Annotated in this window: 18 protein-coding genes and 1 pseudogene; 5 read left to right on the top strand and 14 right to left on the bottom strand. The window is 66.4% G+C overall.

What is annotated here, in order from left to right; all coding sequences use genetic code 11:
- Positions 1 to 5: 5 nt before the first annotated feature.
- From ABZO33_RS25965 to ABZO33_RS25935, 7 genes are all read right to left on the bottom strand, one after another.
- Positions 6 to 1,781 carry a GMC family oxidoreductase gene (locus tag ABZO33_RS25965; protein ID WP_414538381.1) on the bottom strand — a complete coding sequence of 592 codons (1,776 nt, stop codon included), beginning with the start codon at positions 1,779 to 1,781 and terminating at the stop codon, positions 6 to 8.
- A gap of 12 nt (positions 1,782 to 1,793) precedes the next feature.
- Complete coding sequence (locus ABZO33_RS25960; RefSeq protein ID WP_414538380.1) at positions 1,794 to 2,540, bottom strand: gluconate 2-dehydrogenase subunit 3 family protein; 747 nt, start codon at positions 2,538 to 2,540, stop codon at positions 1,794 to 1,796.
- Between the two features lie 200 nt (positions 2,541 to 2,740).
- Positions 2,741 to 3,727 carry a 2-hydroxyacid dehydrogenase gene (locus ABZO33_RS25955; RefSeq protein WP_414538379.1) on the bottom strand — a complete coding sequence of 329 codons (987 nt, stop codon included), beginning with the start codon at positions 3,725 to 3,727 and terminating at the stop codon, positions 2,741 to 2,743.
- 10 nt (positions 3,728 to 3,737) lie between these two features.
- On the bottom strand, positions 3,738 to 5,015 hold the full coding sequence (locus ABZO33_RS25950; RefSeq protein ID WP_414538378.1) for an MFS transporter: 1,278 nt from the start codon (positions 5,013 to 5,015) through the stop codon (positions 3,738 to 3,740).
- A 57-nt stretch (positions 5,016 to 5,072) separates the two neighbouring features.
- Positions 5,073 to 6,032: a sugar kinase gene (locus ABZO33_RS25945; protein WP_414538377.1), complete on the bottom strand. Its 960-nt coding sequence runs from the start codon at positions 6,030 to 6,032 to the stop codon at positions 5,073 to 5,075.
- Positions 6,025 to 6,795, bottom strand: a complete 771-nt coding sequence (locus tag ABZO33_RS25940) for a sugar phosphate isomerase/epimerase family protein (RefSeq protein WP_414538376.1) — start codon at positions 6,793 to 6,795, stop codon at positions 6,025 to 6,027. Before ABZO33_RS25940 ends, ABZO33_RS25945 begins: the two co-directional genes overlap by 8 nt.
- Before the next feature lie 72 nt (positions 6,796 to 6,867).
- Positions 6,868 to 7,875 carry a LacI family DNA-binding transcriptional regulator gene (locus tag ABZO33_RS25935; protein WP_414538375.1) on the bottom strand — a complete coding sequence of 336 codons (1,008 nt, stop codon included), beginning with the start codon at positions 7,873 to 7,875 and terminating at the stop codon, positions 6,868 to 6,870.
- Between the two features lie 217 nt (positions 7,876 to 8,092).
- On the opposite strand from ABZO33_RS25935, the gene ABZO33_RS25930 reads away from it, so the two are divergent.
- Together ABZO33_RS25930 and mrdA are read left to right on the top strand one after the other, a co-directional pair.
- Complete coding sequence (locus ABZO33_RS25930; protein WP_414538374.1) at positions 8,093 to 8,263, top strand: hypothetical protein; 171 nt, start codon at positions 8,093 to 8,095, stop codon at positions 8,261 to 8,263.
- 143 nt (positions 8,264 to 8,406) lie between these two features.
- On the top strand, positions 8,407 to 10,293 hold the full coding sequence (gene mrdA / locus ABZO33_RS25925) for a penicillin-binding protein 2 (protein ID WP_414538373.1): 1,887 nt from the start codon (positions 8,407 to 8,409) through the stop codon (positions 10,291 to 10,293).
- 32 nt (positions 10,294 to 10,325) lie between these two features.
- On the opposite strand, the pseudogene ABZO33_RS25920 reads toward mrdA, so the two are convergent.
- Positions 10,326 to 10,490, bottom strand: a pseudogene (locus tag ABZO33_RS25920) (glutathione S-transferase); the annotation flags it as partial.
- Positions 10,491 to 10,586: 96 nt separating this feature from the next.
- Positions 10,587 to 11,039 carry a hypothetical protein gene (locus ABZO33_RS25915; protein WP_414538372.1) on the bottom strand — a complete coding sequence of 151 codons (453 nt, stop codon included), beginning with the start codon at positions 11,037 to 11,039 and terminating at the stop codon, positions 10,587 to 10,589.
- A 211-nt stretch (positions 11,040 to 11,250) separates the two neighbouring features.
- Between ABZO33_RS25915 and ABZO33_RS25910 the strand changes: the two genes are divergently transcribed.
- The gene (locus tag ABZO33_RS25910; protein WP_111533246.1) at positions 11,251 to 11,568 is read left to right on the top strand and encodes a DUF2388 domain-containing protein; all 318 of its coding nucleotides are present in this window, start codon (positions 11,251 to 11,253) and stop codon (positions 11,566 to 11,568) included.
- Between the two features lie 41 nt (positions 11,569 to 11,609).
- On the opposite strand, the gene ABZO33_RS25905 is transcribed toward ABZO33_RS25910, so the two are convergent.
- From ABZO33_RS25905 to ABZO33_RS25890, 4 genes are all read right to left on the bottom strand, one after another.
- Positions 11,610 to 12,545, bottom strand: a complete 936-nt coding sequence (locus ABZO33_RS25905; protein ID WP_414538371.1) for a 5'-nucleotidase — start codon at positions 12,543 to 12,545, stop codon at positions 11,610 to 11,612.
- A 41-nt stretch (positions 12,546 to 12,586) separates the two neighbouring features.
- On the bottom strand, positions 12,587 to 13,285 hold the full coding sequence (locus ABZO33_RS25900; RefSeq protein WP_414538370.1) for an MOSC domain-containing protein: 699 nt from the start codon (positions 13,283 to 13,285) through the stop codon (positions 12,587 to 12,589).
- A 135-nt stretch (positions 13,286 to 13,420) separates the two neighbouring features.
- Positions 13,421 to 13,690: a hypothetical protein gene (locus ABZO33_RS25895; RefSeq protein WP_414538369.1), complete on the bottom strand. Its 270-nt coding sequence runs from the start codon at positions 13,688 to 13,690 to the stop codon at positions 13,421 to 13,423.
- Between the two features lie 101 nt (positions 13,691 to 13,791).
- Positions 13,792 to 14,712 (bottom strand): LysR family transcriptional regulator, encoded by a 921-nt coding sequence (locus tag ABZO33_RS25890; RefSeq protein ID WP_414538368.1) that lies wholly within the window; start codon positions 14,710 to 14,712, stop codon positions 13,792 to 13,794.
- A 125-nt stretch (positions 14,713 to 14,837) separates the two neighbouring features.
- On the opposite strand from ABZO33_RS25890, the gene ABZO33_RS25885 reads away from it, so the two are divergent.
- Together ABZO33_RS25885 and ABZO33_RS25880 are read left to right on the top strand one after the other, a co-directional pair.
- Complete coding sequence (locus ABZO33_RS25885) at positions 14,838 to 15,572, top strand: SDR family NAD(P)-dependent oxidoreductase (protein WP_414538367.1); 735 nt, start codon at positions 14,838 to 14,840, stop codon at positions 15,570 to 15,572.
- A 16-nt stretch (positions 15,573 to 15,588) separates the two neighbouring features.
- Positions 15,589 to 15,795 (top strand): tautomerase family protein, encoded by a 207-nt coding sequence (locus ABZO33_RS25880; protein WP_046855364.1) that lies wholly within the window; start codon positions 15,589 to 15,591, stop codon positions 15,793 to 15,795.
- A gap of 38 nt (positions 15,796 to 15,833) precedes the next feature.
- Here ABZO33_RS25880 and ABZO33_RS25875 read toward each other — a convergent pair whose 3' ends face one another.
- The gene (locus tag ABZO33_RS25875) at positions 15,834 to 17,225 is read right to left on the bottom strand and encodes an aspartate aminotransferase family protein (protein ID WP_414538366.1); all 1,392 of its coding nucleotides are present in this window, start codon (positions 17,223 to 17,225) and stop codon (positions 15,834 to 15,836) included.
- Positions 17,226 to 17,244: the final 19 nt, after the last annotated feature.

Raw genomic sequence — 17,244 nt, 5'->3', positions numbered from 1 at the left:
CCTCCTCATGCCTGCACCAATGGGCCGGGGTTCTTCAGGTAGCGTTCGCGGATCGCCCGCGCCGACCAGTAGGTCAACGCCGCCACCAGCCCGGTGGGGTTGTAGCCCAGGCCCTGGGGGAAGGCCGAAGCGCCAGGCACGAACACGTTGTGCACATCCCAGCATTGCAGGTAGCGATTGAGCGCGCTGGTCTTCGGGTCGGTGCCCATGATCGCGCCGCCGTTGAGGTGGGTGGTCTGGTAGCTGGAGGCATCGAAGTGCTGGCCGAAGGCCTTTTTCCCCGCGCTGATCGACTTGGGCCCCATGGCTTCGGCGATCTTGCCCATGCGCTCGACCATGAAGCGGTTCATCTTCACGTCGTTGTCCTTCCAGTCGAAGGTCATGCGCAGCAACGGCTGGCCGTAGGCGTCCTTGTACACCGGGTCCAGGTCGAGGTAGTTGTCGCGGTAGGACTGGTGCGCGCCGTGGGCGTCCATCGACAGCATGTGCCGGTAGCTGTCGGCCACCGCAGCCTTCCAGCCACTGCCCCATTTCGGCGTGCCCGGCGGCACCTTGGTGCCGGAGATCGGCTTGGCGCCGGCCTGGTTGACCCAGAACGGCGAGCCGCCGACGAAACCGTGGGGGCCATGGTCGAAGTTGTCGGCGTTGAAATCGTCCACCGCCACACCGTTGCCGCCGGCACCGATGAAGGGGTTGGTATGGTGGCTGTCGCGGTCAAAGAACGCGGTCACCGTGGAGATGTTCTGGTAGGCGAAGTTGCGCCCCACCACCCCTTGGTTGCTGACCGGATCGTAAGGCTTGCCGATGCCCGAGAGCAGCATCAGGCGCACGTTGTTGTACTGGAAGGCGCCGAGGATCACCAGGTCGGCCGGTTGCTCGACCTCACGCCCCTGGCTGTCGACGTAGGTCACGCCGGTGGCCAGGCGTTTGTCCTCGGTCAGGTTGACCCGCAGCACATGGGCGTTGTTGCGCAACTCGAAGTTGGGCACCTGGCGCAGGGCCGGCAGGATGTTCACGTTGGGCGAGGCCTTGGAGTACATGTAGCAGGCATAGCCGCTGCAGTAGCCACAGAAGTTGCACGGTCCCATCTGCGCGCCGTAGGGGTTGGTGTAAGGCCCGGAGGTGTTGGCAGACGGCAGGTTGTAGGGGTGATAGCCGACTTCACGGGCGGCCTTCTCGAACAATTGCGCCGACACGGTGTTCTTCTGCGCCACCAGCGGGAAGTCGCTGGAGCGGTCGGCGGCGAACGGGTTGCCGCCCTTGTCGCGGCCCACCACCTGGCCCTTGATCGACCACGCCGTGCCGGAGGTGCCGAACACCTTCTCGGCAAAGTCGAAGTACGGCTCCAGCTCCTCGTAGCTCACGCCGAAGTCCTGGATGGTCATGCCCTCGGGAATGAACCGCTTGCCGTAGCGCTCCTCGTAGTGGCTGCGCAGGCGCAGCTCCACCGGGTCGACGCGAAAATGCACGCCGGACCAGTGCAGCCCCGCCCCACCCGTGCCGGTGCCGGGCAGGAAGGCGCCGAACTGGCGATACGGCACGGCCACGTCGTTGACGCTGTGGCGCAGGGTCACGGTCTCGCGGGAGATGTCCATGAACAGCTTCTTGCGCGAGTTGTAGGTCAGCTCGTCCATGGTCTGCGGGTAGACGCCGTCCGGGTAGGTATCACGGGCCGGGCCACGCTCCAGGGCGACCACCTGCAGGCCGGCCTCGGTGAGTTCCTTGGCCATGATCGCGCCGGCCCAGCCGAACCCGACGATGACTGCATCGACTTTTTTCATCTGGCACATGCTTCAACCCCGCTCGCCGCTGATGGAGACCGGCGGGAACGGATAACGCTCGTCGCGCTCCACCCAGTCCATGAAATCGGCGCGGGCGCCGGGGAAGCCCACCAGCTTCCAGCCGACCAACCCCTGGTTGCCGCCGTGCAGCGGATCACTGAAAAAGCCTTCGCGGGTGTTGAGCCAGAGCATGTTGAAGAAGGTAGCCGCCGGCAACGAGGCAAACGTCGCCGTACCTCCGTCCAGGGCCTCCAGTACCTGCTGCTGGCGCGCAAGACCGAGCTGGGAGAACGCCTTGCCGAACTGCGCCTTGCACCAGGCGTCGGTCTCGGCGATGCCCAGCCGGTAAATCTCCTGGGGGTTGAGCTTGAGCTGGTAGCCCAGCTCGCTGGGGGCGTCGGGGTGGAATGGCCCCTGCATGTACCACAGCCCGCCACTGCCGTAGCGGGTGTTGAGCTGGCGGTCGATGAACTCGGGCACGCCGGCATCGGCCGCGCCAGCACCCAGGGCATCCGTGGGGATGAGCACGGCCACGGCGGCGCTGACGAAGGCCCACTCTTCCTGGGTGAAGAAGGTCGGCTGGTAGGCGCGCGCGGTAACCGACCGGGCCGGTTCGGCGGCTGCCGGGGTGGCGCTGTCGGCGAGCACTGCACCGCCCAACCCCGTGCTGGCGAGGGTCGCCACCGGGATCAGGGTCAGGGATTGGCGCAGGAACGCCCGGCGCGCCGGTTGCACGGAGGCGGGTTGGTCCTTGGACATGAGGATGTCTCTCTATTGATCAGGTCATACGGAAATCGTCGCCCTTTTCGCCGATGAAGATCCCGCCGGCCGCGCAAGACAGCGCTGTCTTGCGCGGCCGGCCTTGAATTGCCAAGGGGTCGCAGTGCGACCCCGGGATCTCGAACCAGACAAAGGCTGTTGTTTTGGTAGGCATGAGGCAAGCGCGACGCTCACCAGGTTCAGTTGTTTCGCCGCTCCCAGGCCACAGGATTGACCAGGTTCGCCGGCCGCTCGCCAGCCAGCGCGGCCAGCAGGTTGTCCACGGCGCAGCGGGCCATGGCTTCGCGGGTCTCCAGCGTGGCCGAGCCGATATGCGGGGTGACCACCAGGTTGTCCAGTTGCAGCAGCGGCGAATCCAGCGCCAGCGGCTCCTGCACGAACACGTCCAGCCCGGCGCCACGAATGCGCCGCGCGGCCAGCGCTTGCAACAGTGCCGCCTCGTCGAGCACGCGGCCGCGGGAAATGTTCACCAAAATCGCCGAGGGTTTCATCAGGGCCAGTTCGCGCGCGCCGATCAGGTTTTGCGTAGCGCCGGTCAGCGGCAGGCACAGGCAGACAAAATCGGACTCGGCCAGCAACGCGTCAAGGCTGCGATAGCCGGCGCCGAACCGCGCCTCCACCGCCGGCCGCGGGCTGCGGGTGTGGTACAGCACACGCATGCCGAAACCGGCATGCGCGCGTCGGGCCAGGGCCTCGCCGATACGGCCCATGCCGACGATGCCCAGGGTCTTGCCCTGCACGTCGCAGCCGAACTGCGCGGGGCCGATCCCGGCTCGCCAGTGGCCGGCGCGAATCCAGCCATCGAGCTCGACCACGCGCCGGGCACAGGCCAGGATCAGCGCGAAACCGGTGTCGGCGGTGGTTTCGGTGAGCACGTCGGGGGTGTTGGTCAGCAGCACCCCGCGCTGATCCAGCGCCGCGACATCGTAGTTGTCCACGCCCACCGACACGCTGGAGATCACCTCCAGCTGCGGCGCCAGGTCAAGCAGCGCGCGGTCCAGGCGCAGGCTGGCGCCCAGCAGGCCATGGGCGCCCGGCAGCGCCGCGCGCAAGCGCGCCAGGCCATCGGCGGCCGGCGCTTCCACCAGGGTCACCTCGGCCTGCGCGTGCAGGCGCGCCATCAGTTCATCGGACAGGCGTTTGTAGGCGACGATGCGCTTTTTCATGGTGCGGCTCCTATCGGCTCGGCGCCAGGCTGTGCCGGCGCGCCTGTTGCAAAGGGTTGAGGACGGCGGTCAGGGCCACGGCCAGCAGCAGTGCACCGCACATGAACAGGTACGAGGCGCCGGGGCCGCCGGTGACACCATTGAGGTAGCCGACCAGGTACGAGCCCGAGAACGAGCCCAGCGCGCCCATGCTGTTGATCAGCGCCATGGCGCCCCCGGCGACGTTGGCCGGCAACAGTTCGGGAACGATCGCGAAAAACGGCCCGTAGGGTGCGTACATGCAGGCGCCGGCGATCACCAGCAAGGCGTATGACCACCAGAAGTGCTCGGTGCCCAGGGCATAGGAGCCATAGAACGCCAGCGCGGCGATCAAGAGCGGCGGCCAGACGAAGCGCTTGCGCTTCTGCAGGCGGTCCGAGGCCCACGACACCCCGAGCATGGCCAACACCGCCCCCAGGTAGGGCACCGCCGACAGCCAACCGGCGGTGACGATGTCCAGCGCGGCGGCCTGCTTGAGGATCGACGGTAGCCAGAGGACGAAGCCGTACACGCCGATGCTCCAGCAGAAGTACTGCAGCGACAGGATGATCACCGTGGGCGAACGGAACGCCTCGGCATAGTTCTTCACCGGCTTGATGCCCTGCTGCTCGGCGTCCAGCGCTTCGCGCAGCGCGGCCTTCTCCCGGACATCGAGCCACTTGGCCTGCTCCGGGCGGTCATCGACCAGGCGCCACCAGATGAACGCCCAGAGAATGGCCGGCGCGCCCTCGATGATGAACATCCAGCGCCAGTCGAACTGTTGCACCAGGTAGCCCGAGACCACCGACATCCACAGGATGGTCACCGGGTTGCCGAGGATCAGGAAGGTGTTGGCCCGCGAGCGCTCGGCGCGGGTGAACCAGTGGCACAGGTAGATGAGCATGGCTGGCATCACCGCCGCCTCGACCACGCCCAGGAGGAAGCGGATGGCGATCAGCCAATAGACATCGTGGACGATCCCGGTCAGCGTGGCCAGCCCGCCCCAGAGGATCAGGCTGGCGAAGATCAGATTCTTCACGCTGCGCTTCTGCGCGTACAGGGCGCCGGGCACCTGGAAGAAGAAGTAGCCGAGGAAGAACAGCGCGCCGAGCAGCGACGACAGCGCCGGGGTGATCTTCAGGTCGTCGGCCATGCCCGAGGCCGCGGCAAAGCCGTAGTTGGCCCGGTCGAGGTAGGCCAGGCTGTAGGTGATGAAGACGATGGGCATGATGTACCACCAGCGTCTGGGTGCGAGTCGATCGATCTGCATGGGTGTTCTCCTGGTCTTGTTGTTCTTGTCACATCAGGTTGCGCACAGGCCGGCGCTTCAGCGTGCTTCGCGCGCAGGGCTTTCGTGGTGGTCCAGTTCATGACGTTGCGGCAGGCCTTCCATGTCGCCGCGGCTCTGCACCGCGCGGCTGCCACACCAGTTGCCGCGGGCTACGGCTCGGCGCAGCGGCAAGCCTTCGAGCAAGGCGCTGATCACCCCGACGGCGAAGGCATCGCCCGCGCCCACGGTGTCCACCACCCGGGCGACCGGCTGGCCAGGCACCACGCCATGGGCGCCCTGGGCATCGCGCCAGTAGGCGCCTTCGGCTCCCAGCTTGATGGCCACGTATTGCGCGCCCTGCTCAAGGTAGAACTCGGCGATGGCCTGCGGCGACTGCCGGCCGCTGAGCAGGCGCCCCTCCTCCAACCCTGGCAGCACCCAGTCGGCCTTGGCCGCCAGGGCGTTGACCTCGCGCACCATGGTCTGGCGGTCGGGCCACAGCGACGGACGCAGGTTGGGGTCGAAGGAGATGCTGCGGCCATTGGCTCGCATGCCGTCCAGCAGCAGGTGGCACAGTTCGCGGCAACTGCCTGAAAGTGCCGCCGGAATGCCCGTGGCATGCACGTGCCGGGCCTGCAACAACGCCGGCCGCACCAGGGCGGGCGACAGCCGGCTGGCTGCCGAGCCACGGCGGAAGTACTCGACCCTGGGGTCGCGACCATCGTCGCAGCGCTCCTTGAGCTGGAACCCCGTGGGGTGCTCGGCATCGATCTCGACGCTGGAACAGTCCAGGCCTTCCCGGCGCAGGCTGTCGAGCACGAAGGCACCGAGCGAGTCGTCGCCGACCCGGCTCAGCCATTGCACCCGCAGGCCCAGGCGTGACAGGCCGATGGCCACGTTGCTGTCGGCACCGGCGATGCGCTTGCCGAAGCCCTCGACCCGGGCCAGGTCGCCCGCCTGCGCCGCCACGAACATGGCCATGGTTTCACCGAAGCACAGCACGTCATGCTCAGCCATGGCACACCTGCCCTTCCAGCTCGGCCAGTTGCGCGACCTGGCGCGCCGTCAGTGCCAGCAGGTTCTCGCCGGTCAGGGGGTACTCGATGGCACGCGGCAGACCTGGGGCGAAATGCGTCATCAATTCGCGCCACTGGGCCAGGTCGAGGTCCTCGGGCACCACGGCCACCAGGCGCCCGTCGGCGCGGCGCGCCACCGCCTTGCAGTGCACGTAGCGCACCCAACGCCCCAGTAACTGCGCGGCCAGCAGCGGCGACTCGTCGTGCCAGTACCAGTTGCCGATGTCGAAGGTCATGCCCGGCGCCACGCCTTGCGCCTGGGCCTCGCGAAAAAACTTCAGCAAGGTCTGCAGCCGCCCACCGTAGGGCGTCTGGTCGTTTTCCACATACAGCGCCGTCTTGTGTTGCAACAGGGGCGCCAGCGCCTGCAGATCGCAGCCATCCTGGTAATGACCCAGCGACACCTTGAGCGCCACCGCGCCGATCTCGCTCGCCAGCTGCAGGCGCTGGGCAATCGCGGGTTCCAGGCTGCCATCCTCGCGCCACAGTTCCAGTGGCGTGGAGTAGAGACTCTGCAGGCCATGTTCGGCAGCCTGGTTGGCCAGACTTACGGCGTCTGGCGCGGTGTCGAAAAGCTCCTCGCGCCACTCCACCCGCCGCGCCCCCGCCGCAGCGAGCAACGGCAGGTAGCTGGCCTGGCCCAACCGCCTCACGGCATCGGCACCAAAACTCGACAAGCTGATGGAGACAGTGTGCGTGCGCATCGTGGTAGTCCTTGTTGTTGTGGATGAAACCGGTTTCATTTTTCCCCGGCAACAACGGCGTCCGGGACGCCGTCAGTGTTGTGAGCGGGTAGAGCCTCGCACGATGAGCTGCGCGCGCAAATCCAGGCGGCGGGCCGGCAGAGGACTGCCTTGCAGGCGCTCCAGCAGGCACTGGAACGCCGCCGCACCGATGCGCCCGGTGGGTTGCGCCAATGCGCTGATGCCATCGCCCACAAGCGGGTACCAGTCCAGGTCGTCCAGCGCCAGCAGGCCCAGGTCCTGAAACAGCGGCCCGCCCCTGGCGTGCAGCACCCGCACCAGTTCCAGGGTGGCGACACCATTGCAACTGAACAGCGCCTGCGGGCCGTGCCCTGCCCCGGCAATGAACGCGCCCAGCTGCTCGGCGAGGCCCGGGCCTACCTCCAGCACCTGCCCGCGCAATCCATGGCGCCTGGCGATGGAGGCCTGGAAGGCCTCCACGCGCTCCTGCCGTGAGCTGGTGCCATCGAGTGGCTCGGTAACGGCGAGGATGTCGCGATAACCGTTGTGTTCAAGGTGATCGAGCGCCTGCTCGACGGCGTCGCTGTTGTCCAGCCCCACCAGATCGACCGGCACGCCCGCCAGTTGCCGGTCGACCAGCACCATGGGCAGCTCACGCGCCAGGCTGGCCAGTTCCCCGGCGCGGTGGCCCAGGGTGTTCACGATCAGGCCGTCGACGTTGTACGCCTGCAGGGCCCGCAGCTGGCTGCGCTCCTGGGCGTCGTCACAGCCGGTGTTGCACACCACCAGGCTGTAGCCGTGCTGGCGACAGGCCGTCTCGACAGCGTGCATCACCGCCACGGAATAGGGGTTGCGGATATCCGCCAGAAGCATGCCGACCAGCCCGGTGCGGCCGCGCTTGAGGGCACTGGCCATGCGGTTGGGGCGATAGCCCAGGCGCTCGACGACAGCTTCGATCCGCTGCGCGGTGGCCTCGGCGAGCAGTTGCCGGTCCTCGCCCATATAGCGCGAGACGGTCGCCTTGGAGACGCCGGCCGCCTTGGCGACCTCGCTGATAGTGACCCGCCCGCGGACGGGCATTGCGTCTTTATCCACCCCTGAGCCCTTCTTGTAGATGTTTGTGCAGGGTTGATGAAACCGGTTTCAATGAAATCAGGGATGGCCCATGCCGTCAAGTGGCGAGCTTTGTGCCAAAGCAGGCGCATACACTGCCAAACCCTCCCTTTGCCCTGTACCCCGGCGTTCGGAACGGTATGGTGACACTTCGGACTTCGTTCGCCCTGCCCTGGAGATCGCCATGACCGCACTGTTTCGTATCAGCCTGGTGCTAATGCTCGCCGGCATGGGAATGGGCAATATCGTGGTGGCCAGTGTCGGGCTGCTGGGCTTGTGCGCGGGTGCCGTGGTGCTCAGCATTCGCCAGGACGCAGTTGTTCAGCCGGCAGGAGAATCGGAGTTCATTGCCTAGATGAAAGAAGCTTCATGATTGGCGCAGAGCCCTTGCCTGCGGGCCAGAGCAATACCTGGTCAGCGCGGCGCGGGGCGCTGCGCCTTGAGCCTCACCGCCTGCCCGCGTAGCATCGCCGCCCCACCCGCCGCTCTCCTGCCCCCATGCCACAACCCATTCCGCTCAAGGACCACGAAAAGGAAAAGCACCTGGTCAACCGCCGGCTGCTGGTCTGTGCCCTGCTGGTGCTCAGTTTGGTGGCGGTGCTGATAGGCCGGCTCTACGTGCTCCAGGTGCTGCAGCACGACCAGCAGTCGGCGGTATCGGAAAACAACCGCGTGCACGTGCTGCCGATCCCGCCCGAACGCGGCCTGATCTACGATCGCAATGGCGTGGTGCTGGCCGACAACAAGCCCAGCTTCAACCTGACCATGACCCGCGAGCGAGCCGGCGATTCGAAGAAGGTGCTCGACAACCTGACGCAGGTCCTGGGACTGTCCGAGGACGACCGCCAGCAGTTCGACAAGGACCTGCGCCGTGGCCGCAAGCCGTTCGAGCCGGTGACCCTGCTGGTCGGCCTGAGCGAAGAGCAGATCGCCCTGATCGCGGTCAACCAGTTCCGCCTGCCGGGGCTGGAGGTGGAGCCGCAGTTCATTCGCGAGTACCCCTTGGCCGAACACTTCGCCCATTCGGTCGGCTACGTCGGACGCATCAACGAGAAGGAAGCCAAGAGCCTCGACAGCACCGCCTACCGCGGCACCCAGTCCATCGGCAAGACCGGTATCGAGCGTTTCTACGAGGACCAGTTGCACGGCCAGGTGGGCTACGAGGAAGTCGAGACCAACGCCCAGGGCCGGGTGATGCGCGTGCTCAATCATCACGACCCGGTGCCGGGCAAGGACATTGTGCTGAGCCTCGACGCCCACCTGCAGCAAGCCGCCGAGAAGGCCCTGGGCGAGCGGCGCGGCGCAGTGGTGGTGCTCGACCCGGCCAACGGCGACGTGCTGGCGATGGTCAGCAACCCGGCGTTCGACCCCAACCTGTTCGTCAAGGGCATCAGCTTCAAACAGTACGCCGCCCTGCGCGATTCCATCGACCGGCCACTGTTCAACCGCGTGCTGCGCGGGCTGTACGCCCCAGGCTCCACGGTCAAGCCCGAGGTGGCCATCGCCGGCCTCGACAGCGGTGTGATCACCCCCGGCAGCCGGGTGTTCGACCCGGGCTACTACGAGCTGCCCAACTACGAGCACAAGTACCGCAACTGGAACCGTACGGGCGATGGCTGGGTGGACATGTACAGCGCGATCATGCGCTCCAACGACACCTACTTCTACGACCTGGCGCACAAGCTCGGCATCGACCGCCTGCACGACTACATGGCCGAGTTCGGCCTCGGCCAGAAGGTCTCGCTGGACATGTTCGAGGAGGCCCCCGGGCTGATGCCGTCGCAGGCGTGGAAGCGCGCCACCCGGCGCCAGGCCTGGTTCCCCGGCGAAACGCTGATTCTCGGCATTGGCCAAGGCTACATGCAGGTGACCCCGCTGCAGTTGGCCCAGGCCACCAGCCTGCTGGCCAGCAAGGGCGTGTGGCACCGCCCGCACCTGGCCCTGACCATCGGTGGCCAGGCGCCGGTCGACCCGCATCCGATGGCGGATATCGTGCTGCACGACAAGCATGCCTGGGACCAGGTCAGCCAGGGCATGCAGATGGTCATGCACGACCCGCGCGGCATCGCCCGCGCATCCGCCGCCGGCGCCCAGTACCGCATCGCCGGCAAGAGCGGCACCGCGCAGGTGGTGGCGATCAAGCAGGGTGAGCGCTACAACCGCAACAAGACCCTCGAGCGCCACCGCGATAACGCCCTGTTCGTCGGTTTTGCCCCGGCCGATCACCCGGCGCTGGTGGTGGCGGTGATGATCGAGAACGGCGAGGCCGGTGGCCGCGTGGCGGGGCCGGTGGTGCGCGAGGTGATGGATGCGTATCTGCTGGATGAGCAGGGGCATTTGAAGGGGCAGTATGCGGGGTTGGCCAAGGCTGTACCGCATACGTAGGACTAGTCCAAGATCAGCGGAGGAACCCACTTCTCCCCTTGCTCGTTGACCCCGTCACGCCAGTCTTGCCCGCGGGTTTGGCCATGGAAGAAATCGACGAACACCGGCGCCCAGTCCTGGCCGGTGAGTTCCAGCATCAGCGCGGCCTTGTAGGCGTTTCCCGACTCGGCAAAGCAGTGCAGCGTATATTCGGCCATGGCATCCGGTTCCTTTGATTGGCAGGCTGCAGGACAGCGAGCAAATCATGGGCAAAGGCCGAGGTCAATTTGGGCAAACTGAGCGAACGCAACTGCTCAGTTCGACCGCATCAGCACATACGCCTCCCCGCCCTTGCGGTCATGGTGCAGGATGAACGTCTCGCCTTGAATGCGCAGTTTGGTCGGCACGCTGGCGGCCAGCGGCGATTGCGAATAGGGCTTGGCCGCAGCCAGCAGCTGCCCGGTGAGGCTGTCGTCCTGCTGATTCGGGGTGGTGATCACGCATTCCTTGGCAGACAGCTGCACCGCCAGGCTCTTGTCGGCGCTGAAGCCCATGCGCATGAAGCCCATGTCCTGCAACTCGACGATGCCGGCGCGGGTAGCGGCCTCGGCCGCGCCGTCGAAGCTTGGCGCGGTCTTCAGGCAGACAGCGGCGAATGCCTCGATGGCCTTGGCGTGAGGTTGAGCGGCAGCGTCAGGGGTCGAGGGTGATTGGGCACAGCCGGCCAAAAACAACAGGCTGGATACAGCAAGAGTACGAACTAGCACGAAGAGGAATCCTTTCAACGGTCAAACGCACGACCAGCGGTCGCATCGGGGATGCCATCTTAAGACAAATCGCCGGGCGGCGCTGTGTGCGCCATGCGAGGCCTTACGTTCAAACAGAGGACAATGCGTGGCAAGGAACTCCTGACACCCGGCGCCGCTCTTATGAACATGCAGTAACACCCTTGGGCATCACCTTTCCGGAGGACTCGCCATGCGCCACTTACTGCTCGTTCCCTCGCTGCTGCTCCTGCTCCCTGCCGGTGCCGCCCTGGCCCGCGTCGATGCCGGGGACGTCGCCACCTCGGCGGGGGTCTCCGCCTCGCTGTACTCGACCTTCAAGGACGACAAACGGATCATCCCGGCCCGCGACGAGCTGTCGGCCTTCGTCGCCAGCGGCGGGGCCATTCGCGGGGCCTATCTGGAAGCGGCGCTGGCGCAGGTGCGCCAGGCTAATCCGGGGCTGCAGGCCAGTGACGAAGAGCTGGCCCAGGCGTTGCTGTCACAGGATGACAGGTTGGCAGATCACTGACGGCCCTGGGCGACCTGGCGCCGCAGGTGCGGCGCCAGCAGTCAGCCTGCCCGGTTGGTCACGCCAAACGGGATATGCACCGACGGCACCACCGTGCTGGTGCTCTTCAGATGCCCGGACTGGTCATCGAAGAAGATATGCGGCTTGAGCACCTGCAATACCCTGCGCTTCTCGATACCGCCCAGGAAGAACGCGTCGTTGGCCATCACCCCCCAGCTTTTCAGGGTATTGAGCGCCCGCTCGTGTGAAGGTGCGTTGCGCGCCGTGACGATCGACACCCGCAGGCGGTTCTCGTAACTGGGATTGGCCAGCTTGTGCTGTTCCTCGGCCGCCTGGATGCGGGCAACGCGCACGAAGAACTCTTTGAGCGGGCCGGGGTTGTGCGGCTGGGTGACATTGATCACTTCATGGGCGTGGAAGCTGCCCAGGCCGCCCGACTGCATCACCGCTTCCGACTCATCGCCGGCCAGCACGCCGTCGAAGTCGAAGGCGATGCGCAGGTTGTCGTCGCTTTCATCGTCGTCGAACTTCGAATCCAACACCTGCCCCGCCGGGTAACCGGCCTTTATCGCGGCGTCCACGTGCTGCTTGTCGGCGGACAGGAACAGCGCGATGTTCAACGCCGGGATGTACTCATACGGCGAGCGGCCTTGGGTGAAGATCGCCCGGGTCATGTTCAGGCCGTAGTGACCGATGGTCTTCATCACCCGCATGCCGGTGTCCGGGTCGTTCTGCGACAGCAACACCACCTCCACCAGCGGGTCTTCTGGATCGCCGCGCAGGTCATTGAGCGCGAGCAGGCGCTTGATGAACGGATAGGCGATGCCCTTGCCCAGCGGCACATCCAGGTGCTGCTCCTGGTACCTGCGGTATTGCGCCTCGCCGTCGCGGCGGAACACGGCGTCCGACTCGCTCAGGTCGAACACGGCGCTGGAAGCGACACCGATGACCAGGCGATCATCCAGTTCGAAGGCCATGGGGCATTCCTTGTGTGGGTAAATGTTGTGCGCGATGCCGCTCAGCCTTCGCTGCGACCTTGCAGGCGCGAAGTCCAGTCCTCGACCTGGCGTTGCTCCAGGCGCTTTTCCAGGGTGCGACGCCAGTTCGGCACCAGCGGCAACTCCAGGCATTCACGTAACAGGCCGGGCTCCAGCTGCTTGTCGAACAGCACCGCCGAAAGCCGTGCCACCGACCACTGGCCATAGGGCCGCTCGACCAGTTGCAGGGTATCGCCCGCCTGTACCTCACCCTCCTCCAGCACCCGGTAGTACCAGCCGGTGCGTCCGCTTTGCTGCACGCGCAGGGCCATCTGCGCCACGTCGAAGCGGTCGTTGAGCTTCCAGCACGGCATGCGCCCCTGGGAGATTTCCAGCAACACCGTGCCAACGCGGATACGGTCACCCAGGCACACATCGGCCTCGCGCCAGCCGCTGCTGCTGAAGTTCTCGCCGAAGGCACCGGGCCGGGTCAGCAAGGGGTGTTCTCCGAGTTCTGCGGCCCAGTCGGGGTAGTGATCACGGGGATAATGGTGGATGGCCTTCTCGACGCCGCCGTGCACGCGCAGATCGCCCTGTTCGTCACCGGCGATACCGAGCAAGGTCACCTGCAAGGGGCCTTGGTGGGGTTGCTTGTCGATGGCGCTGAGGGAACCTGGGCGGGTGAATGGCCGGGCGCTGCCGGTGAGCAGGCTGTCCAGGCGCGGGCTGGGCGAGGTCATGCGGCGGTCTCGTGGGAAGGACTGGAAGAGCTTACACCAGAGCCCGCGAGAGGCCCAACCGGTCGTTTGCCGGGGCTGCCTCCAAGCCCGCTCCTGCTGGAGCGGACTTGTCCCCCGAGAAGTTTCGAACGGCGCCTACTTGCCCCGCGCCTTGTTGTAGATCGTCTTGGCACGGTCGGCCGAGGCCTGGCAGGTGGTCATGTCGCCTTTGGCCTGGGCGGCCTTGGCCTGCTCGAGCAGCTTGTGGTAGTCCGCGGCCATGCCGCCATGCAAGGCCTGGCCATCGCTCTTGCTGATGTACTCCAGGTCCTTGATCTTGGCATCGCAGTTGGTCGCCGGGCCATCCTCGGCATGGGCGGCGAGGCTCAGTACGCAAGTTATCACTAGCAGTGTCATGGATTTCATGGAGTGTTCTCCTGGGAAACAACCTGACTGCCGGAATATTCGTCGGCCAGCTCACCGACGCAGCTCAGAGCATAGTCCGCCAAGGTCGCCGCCACAGGGCTTCAGCCCAACGGTACACCCACCTCGGCCACCAGGAAGTCGATGAACACGCGGACCTTCAGCGGCATGTGCCGGGCCTGGGGGTAGACCAGCATGAACGGCCGCGACGTGCCGCCATGCCCGGCCAGCACCTCCACCAGCTCGCCGCTGTCCAGGGCGTCCTGCACGGTGAACCGGTAGGCCTGCATCAGGCCGCCGCCGTGACGCACCAGGGTGGTGGTGGCGAGAAAGTCGCCCAGGCAGGTGAAGTCACCCTGGGTTTGCAGCTCGACCCATTGCCCCTCGCGACGAAAACTCCAAGGGGGGCGCCGGCCATTGCTGGGCAGTTCGAACTGGATGCACTGGTGCCCGGCCAGGTCCTCAAGGGCCTGTGGCACACCCGCCCGGGCCAGGTAGTCCGGGGTGGCGACCACCACCAGTTCGGCATTTTCCAGGCGCCGGGCCACCAGCCGCGAGTCGGCCGGTGCGCGGCCACGGATCGCCAGGTCGAAATGCTCTTCGGCGAAATCGACGTTGCGGTTGCTCACATGCACGTCCACCTGTACTCGCGGATAGCGTTGGCGAAAGCGCGGCAGCAGCGGCAACAGGCGGTGATGGGCGTAAGGCGTCGGCGCGCTGATGCGCAGGCAGCCTGCGGGCTCGAGCTGGCCACCGGTGACCTGGCGCTCGGCCTCGACCAGCTGACCCAATGCCTGGCGGCAATGCTGGTAGTAGGCCTGGCCGGCCTCGCTCAAGCGCATCTGCCGGGTGGTGCGCACGAACAGGCGCACGCCCAGGCGTTCCTCCAGGCGCGCCACCGAGCGGCTCACCGCTGCGGGGGTGACACTGGCGAGGGTCGCGGCCTCGGTAAAGCTGCCGGCATCGGCGGCAAGGCAGAACAGCTCCAGGCTGCCCAGTTGCAGGTCATCGAAGTGGCGGGTCATGGGTGGCTCGATTGATTACATGATGTATCGATTGAAATGCCCCGCGCCTCATTTTTCAAGTCAGCCTCACAGCCTAGAGTGACTGCACACCCGAGCACTGGCTCGAACTACCGGAGACTTTCCCCATGAGCACCGCAAGAACCGTCATCATCACCGGCGCCTCCAGCGGCCTGGGCTTCGCCCTCGCGCAGGCCTTCCTCGGGCGTGGCGACAACGTGGTCGGCAATGCCCGCACCCAGGCTCGCCTGGACCAGGCCGCCGCCCGCCTGGGCAACCCGCCTGGCTTTGTCGGCGTGGCCGGCGACATCGCCGAGAAAGCCACCGCCGAGCGGCTGTTCGCCGCCGCCCAGGAAGCTTTTGGCCGGGTCGACATCCTGGTCAACAACGCCGGCATCTTCATCCCAAAACCGGTGACCGACTACACCGAGGCCGATGTCGACGCGCTGGTCGGTACCAACCTCAAGGGCTTTTTCTACCCCGCCCAGGCCGCCGCCCGGCTGATGAAGGCGCAAGGGCACGGGCATATCGTGGCCATCACCGCTTCGGTGGCGCTGCAACCGGACACCCGTGTGCCTGCACTGTTGCCGGTGCTGGTCAAGGGCGGGCTGAACCAGGCGGTCAAGGGCCTGGCGCTGGAACTCGCTGCCAGCGGCGTGCAGGTCAACGCCGTGGCCCCGGGGATCATCGACACCCCGCTGCACAACGGCAACACCGAAGGCCTCGGCGCACTGTCGCCGAGCGGACGCACCGGCCAGCCCGAGGACGTGGTGAACGCCGTGCTGTACCTGACCGACGCGCGCTTCGTCAGCGGCGCCGTCCTGCCCATCGACGGTGGCAGCACCGCCGGCACCTGGCACTGAAACGGGAGCCACGCACATGCCTTATGTCCATATCCGCGTCACCGAAGAAGGCGTCACCGCCGAACACAAACGCCAGCTGATCGAAGGCACCACGCGTTTGCTTGAACAGGTGCTGAACAAGCCACCGGCGAGCACCTTCGTGGTCATCGAGGAGGTGCCCACCGACAACTGGGGGGTGGCCGGCGAGACGGTGACGGCGCTGCGCCAGCGCGAACGGCGCTGACGCCTTACCGTCGAAGGGGCGCCTGCGCGCCCCGGGTTTCAGCCTCGGCCCACCGATTGCGCCACACGGTCCACCGCGATACGCGTCTTCTCCACCAGTTCATCCAGCTCGCCACGGCTGGCCACCAGGGCCGGCGCCATGATCATCCGCCCCAGGGTCGAGCGGATGATCACCCCTTCCTCGAAACCAAAGGTGCGGCACTGCCAGGCCAGGTCGTTCTCGTTGGCAAAGCGCTTGCGTGTGGCCTTGTCCTCGGCGAACTGCAAGGCTGCCACCAGGCCGGTGCCCTGCACTTCACCGATCAACGGGTGATCGGCGAACACCTCGCGCAGGATGCGCTGCAGGTACGGGCCGGTGTCGTCCTTGACCCGGCGCACGATGCCCTCGTCGCGCAGGGCCTTGAGGTTGGCGATGGCCACCGCCGCCGCCACCGGGTGGCCAGAATAGGTCAGCCCGTGGGCGAACACCCCGCCCCGCTCCACCAGCGCCTCGGCGATACGCTTGCTCAGCACCAGGCCGCCCATGGGCACGTAACCGCTGGTCAGGCCCTTGGCGATGGACAGGGTGTCCGGCTCGAAGCCGAAGTGCTGGTGGGCGAACCATTCGCCGGTGCGGCCGAAACCACCGATCACCTCGTCGGCGCACAGCAGCACGTCGTACTGGCGGCAGATGCGCTGGATCTCGGGCCAGTAGCTCTCGGGCGGGAAGATCATGCCGCCGGCGCCCTGGAACGGCTCGGCGATGAAACCGGCGACGTTCTCGGCGCCCAGTTCGAGAATCTTCTCCTCCAGTTGCAGGGCACAACGGCGGCCGAACTCCGCCGGGGTCAGCTCGCCACCTGCGGCGAACCAATAAGGTTCGTCGATATGCGCCACATCCGGGATCAACCCGCCCATCTCGTGCATGAACTGCATGCCGCCCAGCGCCGTGGCCGCCAGGGTCGAGCCGTGGTAGCCGTTCCAGCGGCCGATCATGATCTTCTTGCGCGGCTGGCCGACCACCTGCCAGTAGCGGCGCACGGTGCGGATCAGCACCTCGTTGGCCTCGGAGCCGGAGTTGGTGTAGATGGCGTGGCTGTAGTGGCCGGGCAGCAGGCTGAACAGCAGCTCGGACAGCTCGATCACCGCCGGGTGGGTGGTGTGGAAGAACATGTTGTAGTACGGCAGCTGGTCCATCTGGGCGGCCGCGGCGGCGGTCAGGTCCTTGCGGCCATAACCGAGCTGGGTGCACCACAGGCCGGACATGCCGTCCAGGTAGCGGCGGCCGTCGTTGTCCCACAGGTACAGGCCCTCGCCGCGGGTGATGACCCGCGGCCCTTCGGCGTTGAGCGCCTTCTGGTCGAGGAAGGCATGGATGTGGTGGGCGGCGTCGCCAGCCTGGTAGTCGCGGGTATCGCGTTTGCCGGTCGCCGGGGTGATGGGTGCGTTCATTGTTGTTCTCCTCGGGTGA

The sequence above is a fragment of the Pseudomonas sp. CAM1A genome (assembly GCF_047501685.1).
In the GTDB taxonomy this organism is placed as follows: domain Bacteria; phylum Pseudomonadota; class Gammaproteobacteria; order Pseudomonadales; family Pseudomonadaceae; genus Aquipseudomonas.
The sequence above is the reverse complement of the archived record's forward strand: the minus strand, read 5'-3'. Positions and strand labels throughout refer to the sequence as shown.

Bases quoted from the DNA above. Each gene is read 5' to 3' on its own strand.
- ABZO33_RS25885 (WP_414538367.1), top strand. From the start codon at position 14,838: ATGAGCACCGCAAGAACCGTCATCATCACCGGCGCCTCCAGCGGCCTG.
- ABZO33_RS25900 (WP_414538370.1), bottom strand. From the start codon at position 13,285: ATGACCTCGCCCAGCCCGCGCCTGGACAGCCTGCTCACCGGCAGCGCC.
- ABZO33_RS25880 (WP_046855364.1), top strand. From the start codon at position 15,589: ATGCCTTATGTCCATATCCGCGTCACCGAAGAAGGCGTCACCGCCGAA.
- mrdA (WP_414538373.1), top strand. From the start codon at position 8,407: ATGCCACAACCCATTCCGCTCAAGGACCACGAAAAGGAAAAGCACCTG.
- ABZO33_RS25935 (WP_414538375.1), bottom strand. From the start codon at position 7,875: ATGCCCGTCCGCGGGCGGGTCACTATCAGCGAGGTCGCCAAGGCGGCC.
- ABZO33_RS25950 (WP_414538378.1), bottom strand. From the start codon at position 5,015: ATGCAGATCGATCGACTCGCACCCAGACGCTGGTGGTACATCATGCCC.
- ABZO33_RS25905 (WP_414538371.1), bottom strand. From the start codon at position 12,545: ATGGCCTTCGAACTGGATGATCGCCTGGTCATCGGTGTCGCTTCCAGC.
- ABZO33_RS25910 (WP_111533246.1), top strand. From the start codon at position 11,251: ATGCGCCACTTACTGCTCGTTCCCTCGCTGCTGCTCCTGCTCCCTGCC.
- ABZO33_RS25930 (WP_414538374.1), top strand. From the start codon at position 8,093: ATGACCGCACTGTTTCGTATCAGCCTGGTGCTAATGCTCGCCGGCATG.
- ABZO33_RS25955 (WP_414538379.1), bottom strand. From the start codon at position 3,727: ATGAAAAAGCGCATCGTCGCCTACAAACGCCTGTCCGATGAACTGATG.
- ABZO33_RS25875 (WP_414538366.1), bottom strand. From the start codon at position 17,225: ATGAACGCACCCATCACCCCGGCGACCGGCAAACGCGATACCCGCGAC.
- ABZO33_RS25895 (WP_414538369.1), bottom strand. From the start codon at position 13,690: ATGAAATCCATGACACTGCTAGTGATAACTTGCGTACTGAGCCTCGCC.
- ABZO33_RS25960 (WP_414538380.1), bottom strand. From the start codon at position 2,540: ATGTCCAAGGACCAACCCGCCTCCGTGCAACCGGCGCGCCGGGCGTTC.
- ABZO33_RS25890 (WP_414538368.1), bottom strand. From the start codon at position 14,712: ATGACCCGCCACTTCGATGACCTGCAACTGGGCAGCCTGGAGCTGTTC.
- ABZO33_RS25940 (WP_414538376.1), bottom strand. From the start codon at position 6,795: ATGCGCACGCACACTGTCTCCATCAGCTTGTCGAGTTTTGGTGCCGAT.
- ABZO33_RS25945 (WP_414538377.1), bottom strand. From the start codon at position 6,032: ATGGCTGAGCATGACGTGCTGTGCTTCGGTGAAACCATGGCCATGTTC.
- ABZO33_RS25965 (WP_414538381.1), bottom strand. From the start codon at position 1,781: ATGAAAAAAGTCGATGCAGTCATCGTCGGGTTCGGCTGGGCCGGCGCG.